Below are 5,608 nucleotides of genomic sequence, written 5' to 3' on the forward strand. Positions count from 1 at the left end.
CGGACCGGACGCCCCCACCACCGGCTGGCGTACGCGTCCGGGGTCGTGTTCGCGGTCGCCGCCGCCGCGTACGTGGTGACCGGTGCGCCCGTGGCGTCGGACATCCCCTCGCACGAGGGACGCACGGTCACCGGCGGCTTCCGCATCCTGGACACCTACTTCGCCCTGCTCGCGGGGCTCGTGATCTACACGGCCAGTCACATCGCCGAGATCGTGCGGGGAAGCATCCAGTCGGTGCCGCGCGGGCAGACGGAGGCGGCCAGCGCCCTGGCCCTCTCCCCCGGCCAGCGTCTGCGTCACGTCGTGCTCCCGCAGGCTCTTCGTGTGGCCATCCCCCCCACCGGCAACCAGTACCTGAACCTGACGAAGAACTCCTCGCTCGCGGTCGCCATCGGCTACGCCGAGGTGACCCGCGTCGTCTCCATAGCCATAGGCAACGGCAACCCCGCTCCGCAGATGATCGCCGTGCTCATGGGCATCTACCTGACCCTGTCGCTGGGCATCGCGGCCGTGACGAACCTCCTCAACCGACGCTTCCAGCTCCGGACCCGCTGATGGCCATCCCGAGCGACGCCCTCGAGCCGATCCCCCCCGCCGAGCCCACTCCGCCCGCGCGCAGGGTGCCGCCCGGCAGGTGGGTGAAGGAGAACCTGTTCGACGGCTGGTTCAACTCGCTCCTGACGATGGTGGTCGGGCTGCTCCTCGCCCTGGTCGTCTGGCGGGCCCTCCGGTTCGTCTTCGTCACCGGGCGGTGGGAGATCGTCAGGCGGAACCTGATCCTGTACATGGTCGGCATGTTCCCGCGCGACCAGCTCGTGCGGCTGTGGGTCTCCCTCGGCGTGCTCGCCGCCACCGCCGGCGCGTTCACCGGGATGAACGCGGCTCGGCTCAGGAGGTCGGAGGAGCTCGCCGGGCCGGCGCGGTCCTGGCGGGGACCCGCTCAGACCGTCTGGCCGTGGGTGCTCTTCGGAGCAGTGCTGCTCTCGATGCTGCGCACACCGGGCCCGGTGCTGGGCGCGCTCGCCGTCGGGGTGGTCGCGGCGGCGGCGCACGCGGGGGGACGGCACGTCCCCCCTGGGGTGAGCCGGCTCTCGCTGCCGCTCGTCGCCGTCGGCGCGGCTGGTGCGCTGTGGTCCCTGGTCGGGCTGGGGGGGATCGGGTGGGACCGGTGGGGCGGACTGCTGCTCACCTTGTTCCCCGCCCTCGGGGGGATCCTGCTCTCGTTCCCGCTCGGGGTGGCGCTCGGGCTCGGGCGACGGTCCTCGCTGCCCGCCGTGAGGGTGGTGTGCGTCGGCTACATAGAGCTGATCCGCGGCGTCCCGCTCATAGCGCTCCTGTTCATGGCGGCCTTCGCCCTCGGATTCTTCCTGCCCCCGGGAGCCGAGACCCCCACGCTCGTCATGCGGGCCATGGTCGCCCTCGTCGCCTTCACCGCCGCCTACGTCGCCGAGATCGTGCGTGGCGGGCTGCAGTCGGTGCCCCGCGGACAGATCGAGGGCGCGATGGCCCTCGGGCTCTCCCCCTTCGTCACCACCCGCCGGATCGTGCTCCCGCAGGCCCTGCGCGCGGTGATCCCCGCGCTGGTCGGACAGTTCATCAGCCTGTTCAAGGACACCTCGCTCGTCTTCATCATCGGCTTGACCGAGCTCCTGCGGGTGGCCGAGATCGTGACCAGCCAGCCCGACTTCATCGCCCAGGGCCTGCTCACCGAGTCGTACGTCTTCGCCTCGCTCGTCTACTGGACGGTTGCATACTCGATGTCCAAGGCCAGCCAGAGGCTGGAGACGCGGCTGGGGGTCGGCGAGCGATGAGCGCGATGATCGTCTGCGACGGCGTCGAGAAGTGGTTCGGCGACTTCCAGGCGCTACGAGGCATCGACCTGGAGGTCGCGCGCAACGAGGTGGTCGTGGTCTGCGGGCCGTCCGGCTCCGGGAAGTCCACGCTGATCCGCTGCATCAACCGCCTCGAGAAGCACGACCGGGGACGCATCGTCGTGGACGGCACCGAGCTGTCCGACGACATCCGCAACATCGGTGAGATCCGGCGCGAGGTCGGGATGGTGTTCCAGCAGTTCAACCTGTTCCCGCACCTCACGGTGCTCGAGAACGTCACGCTCGCCCCGCGCCACGTCCGTCGGCTCCCCCGCAAGGAGGCCGAGGAGCGGGCCATGGAGCTCCTCACGCGGGTGCAGATCCCCGAGCAGGCCGGCAAGTACCCGGCGCAGCTGTCCGGGGGCCAGCAGCAGCGAGCGGCGATCGCCCGAGCGCTCGCGATGCAACCGAAGGTGATGCTGTTCGACGAGCCGACGTCCGCGCTCGACCCCGAGATGATCAAGGAGGTCCTCGAGGTCATGCAGGAGCTGGCCCGTTCGGACATGACGATGATCGTCGTCACCCACGAGATGGGGTTCGCGCGGGCGGTAGCGAACCGGATCGTCTTCATGGACGCGGGCGAGATCGTCGAGGCAGGCACCCCCGAGCATTTCTTCACCGACCCGCGCGAGGACCGCACGAAGCTGTTCCTCTCGCAGATCCTGTAGATGCCCGAGGGGGACACGATCGCCCGGGCGGCCCGGACGCTCGACAAGGCGCTGCGCGGCCGGACCGTCTCCGCCCTGCGAGCCGACGGGGTACCCGGACCGGCTCCCCCGGCCGGCGGGTCGGTCGAAGGCGTCTCCTCCCAGGGCAAGCACCTGTTGATCGCTTTCAGCGGCGGGGTCACGCTGCACACCCACATGGGCATGAACGGCTCATGGCACCTGTACCGACCCGGGGAGCGCTGGCGCGTCCCGGCCCATCGGGCCCGGATCGTGATCGCCACCGAGGAGATCGAGGCCGTCTGCTTCTCCCCCATGAAGGCGTCCTTCGTGCGGCCCGGGACGGAGCAGGTCTCCCACCTCGGACCCGACCTGTCGGTCGACGAGCCGGACCTCGCGGAGGCGGTGCGCAGGCTGGCGGCCATCCCGGGGGCCGAGGTGGGCGTGGCCCTGCTCGACCAGCGGGTGGCGGCCGGGCTGGGCAACGTCTACCGCAGCGAGGTCCTCTTCCTGGCCGGCGTGGACCCGTTCGCCCGCGTCGGGGACCTCCCCCCCGAGGCGCTCGAGAAGCTGATGGAGATCGGCTCCCGCCTGCTGCGGGCGAACCTCACCACGCAGCGCCGGACGACGGTGGCCGAGGGCCTGGCCGTCTACGGTCGGACGAACCGTCCGTGCATCCGATGCGGGACACCGGTGCGTTCGGCGCGGCAAGGCTCACAGGCGCGGACCGTGTACTGGTGCCCGGTCTGCCAGCCGGGGAGCGCTAGCGGCTGACCGTCAGCTGGACGGTCTCGGTGACGAGCCCGCCCTCCGCCGCTTCGAGGGCGCCGTCGATCAGCGGGTCGGTCGGGTGGGGGAACTCGAACTCTCCCGGGGTGCCGGTGTCCACGTGGAGCATCGCCCAGTAGGTGCCGCTCTGCTGGATGGTGTCGAACCGCACCTCGACGTCGGTGGACCTCCCCTCGGGGATCGCCGCGTGTCCGACCACCCGCCCGGGAGACCCGTTCGTGTCGCGGTGGACGACCACCCACCCGGGGCTCCCCTCGATCGCCACCGACGCGATGACGATCCTCGTCCCATCGGTCGTGTGGTCCTGGACGCCGATCTCGCCCGTCACCTCGCCCCGTACACCCGGGATGGGCGTGGGCTCCAGCGCCTCGTCGGGGACGCATGACGCGGCGAGCAGGAGCAGGACAACCACCATCAGCCCTCGTTGCACGCCGCCAGCCTACGTCGCTCAGCGCCCCGGACGTCTGAACTACTGCGAGCGCGTGTACCTGTCCGGACCCTCCTCGCACACCACCCCCTTCACCTCGAGCTCGGACAGCAGCGCCATCACGCGTCCGATGCCGAGCCCGGTCGCGGCCACCACCTCGTCGGGGGTGGTGCCCTCGGAGACCGCGTCGTACACGAGCTTCGCCTCCCCATCCAGCTCGGTCACCGCCCGCTCCGCCATCTGATCCGGACGGTGCGCGGTGAACCCTTGGGCGAGAGCGAGCGGGACGAGGTGCTCGAGGGCGTGGTCGGGGTCGATCACCATCGGCGCGCCGTCCCGGAGCATCTTCCGGACCCCGGCGCCCGCGGAGCTCGTGGGAGACACGATGCACGCCATCACCTCCCGCCCCTGGTCGACGGCCAGGTCGGCGGTGATCAGGGCGCCGGACCGCTCCCCCGCCTCGACCACGATGGTCGCCATCGCGAGACCGGCGATCAGCCGGTTGCGGGCCGGGAAGTGCCAGGCGCGTGGCCCGGCGCCGGGGGCGAACTCGCTCACGACGCACCCCGATGTGACGATCCAGTCCGCCAACGACGCATGTTCCGGGGGGTAGACGCGGTCGATCCCGGTCCCCAGCACGGCCACCGTCGACCCCGCCTCGAGCGCCCCCTCGTGGGCCGCCGCGTCGATGCCGCGCGCCAAGCCGCTGACGACGGTGAAGCCGGCCTCGGTGAGCCGCGCGGCCAGGCGATGCGCGAACCGCGCGCCGCCACCCGTGGGAGCCCGGCACCCGACCACGGCCACGCACGGCAGGAGGGTGTCCAACCGCTGCCCCCGCACGAACATCAGCGGCGGGGGCGCGGAGATCTCCCGAAGCACGGCCGGGTACTCCTCGTCCGCCGGTGTCAGCGCTCGGGCTCCTGTGCGCTCGAGCATCCCTATCGCGGTCCGGGCGTCGTGCGGCGCGCGGATGCGATCCCGAGCTCGCTCTATCGAGCCGGTCAGCTCCAGCTCCCGGACGATCCGGCCCGGCCCGACGCCGGCGCACGCGAGCTCCACGAGCATCCGTCGCTCATCGTCGGTGGGCGGCGCCCGGAGCACGTCGGGGAGCTCCCAGGTCCCCGTCCATCCCGGGTCGGGAGCCCACCGCCTGCGGATGGTCGTCTCCATCACTCCTCCTCCGTCCTGATCCGATAGCCCACGGCGGTCCACACGTGATCCGCCGAGATCACGTCCGCCCCGGCGAGGTCGGCGATCGTCCGCGCCACCCGGAGCACGCGGTGGACGGCGCGCGCCGAGAGGCGGTGGCGGTCCGAGGCGGTCCGGAGCGCACCGTGGCCTGTCCGGTCGAGCGGACAGAGCGCGAGCACCCCGGACGCCGGGATCTCGGCGTTGCTCACGAACGAGCGCGGCCACCGCTTCCCGCGCTCGACCGACACCTCCCGGACCGCGATCACCCGCTTGCGGACGATCTCGGAGGACTCGGCGTCCACCGACGACAGGAGCTTCGCCGTCTCCACCCGCTGGACGGCCACATGCATGTCGATCCGGTCGAGCAGCGGCCCGGACACCCTCTGCTGGTACATCCGGATAGCCAGCGGGGTGCAGCCGCACTGCTCGCCCGTGCCTGCGTTGCCGCACGGGCACGGGTTGCGCGCCGCGGCGAGCATGAACCGCGCCGGGTAGGAGGCGGCCTGACGCGCCCGGATCACCGTCACGACGCCGTCCTCGAGCGGTTGCCGTAGGGACTCGAGGACACCGCGCGGGAACTCGGGCAGCTCGTCCAGGAAGAGGACGCCGCGGTGAGCGAGCGTGACCTCCCCCGGACGTATCCACGCGGACCCGCCCCCCACCAT

7 protein-coding genes are annotated in these 5,608 nt (G+C 71.7%); 4 read left to right on the forward strand and 3 right to left on the reverse strand.

From position 1 onward, the window contains the following. From VM840_11195 to VM840_11210, 4 genes are all read left to right on the forward strand, one after another. Window positions 1–555: ABC transporter permease subunit (locus VM840_11195; protein ID HVL82141.1), on the forward strand; the 555-nt coding region annotated here is incomplete at its 5' end. Beyond that, the gene (locus VM840_11200; protein ID HVL82142.1) at window positions 555–1,811 is read left to right on the forward strand and encodes an amino acid ABC transporter permease; all 1,257 of its coding nucleotides are present in this window, start codon (window positions 555–557) and stop codon (window positions 1,809–1,811) included. The genes VM840_11195 and VM840_11200, both read left to right, overlap by 1 nt. Further along, the gene (locus tag VM840_11205) at window positions 1,808–2,539 is read left to right on the forward strand and encodes an amino acid ABC transporter ATP-binding protein (protein HVL82143.1); all 732 of its coding nucleotides are present in this window, start codon (window positions 1,808–1,810) and stop codon (window positions 2,537–2,539) included. Before VM840_11200 ends, VM840_11205 begins: the two co-directional genes overlap by 4 nt. Further along, window positions 2,540–3,310, forward strand: coding sequence for a DNA-formamidopyrimidine glycosylase family protein (locus tag VM840_11210; protein ID HVL82144.1), 771 nt, complete (start codon window positions 2,540–2,542; stop codon window positions 3,308–3,310). Here the strand turns inward: VM840_11210 and VM840_11215 are convergent. From VM840_11215 to VM840_11225, 3 genes are all read right to left on the reverse strand, one after another. Continuing rightward, the gene (locus VM840_11215) at window positions 3,300–3,755 is read right to left on the reverse strand and encodes a hypothetical protein (protein ID HVL82145.1); all 456 of its coding nucleotides are present in this window, start codon (window positions 3,753–3,755) and stop codon (window positions 3,300–3,302) included. The genes VM840_11210 and VM840_11215 overlap by 11 nt on opposite strands. A 39-nt stretch (window positions 3,756–3,794) precedes the next feature. Next, entirely contained in the window at window positions 3,795–4,922 is a 1,128-nt protein-coding gene (gene dprA, locus VM840_11220) for a DNA-processing protein DprA (GenBank protein HVL82146.1), read from the reverse strand. After that, on the reverse strand, window positions 4,922–5,608 hold a 687-nt coding region (locus VM840_11225), incomplete at its 5' end, for an ATP-binding protein (GenBank protein ID HVL82147.1). The genes VM840_11225 and dprA, both read right to left, overlap by 1 nt.

It is taken from the genome of Actinomycetota bacterium, from assembly GCA_035540895.1.
Taxonomy (GTDB): Bacteria; Actinomycetota; JAICYB01; order JAICYB01; family JAICYB01; genus DATLFR01.

What these genes read in the sequence shown, in the direction of transcription:
- VM840_11200 (HVL82142.1), top strand. Translation starts at nt 555, where the DNA reads ATGGCCATCCCGAGCGACGCCCTCGAGCCGATCCCCCCCGCCGAGCCC.
- VM840_11205 (HVL82143.1), top strand. Translation starts at nt 1,808, where the DNA reads ATGAGCGCGATGATCGTCTGCGACGGCGTCGAGAAGTGGTTCGGCGAC.
- VM840_11210 (HVL82144.1), top strand. Translation starts at nt 2,540, where the DNA reads ATGCCCGAGGGGGACACGATCGCCCGGGCGGCCCGGACGCTCGACAAG.
- dprA (HVL82146.1), bottom strand. Translation starts at nt 4,922, where the DNA reads ATGGAGACGACCATCCGCAGGCGGTGGGCTCCCGACCCGGGATGGACG.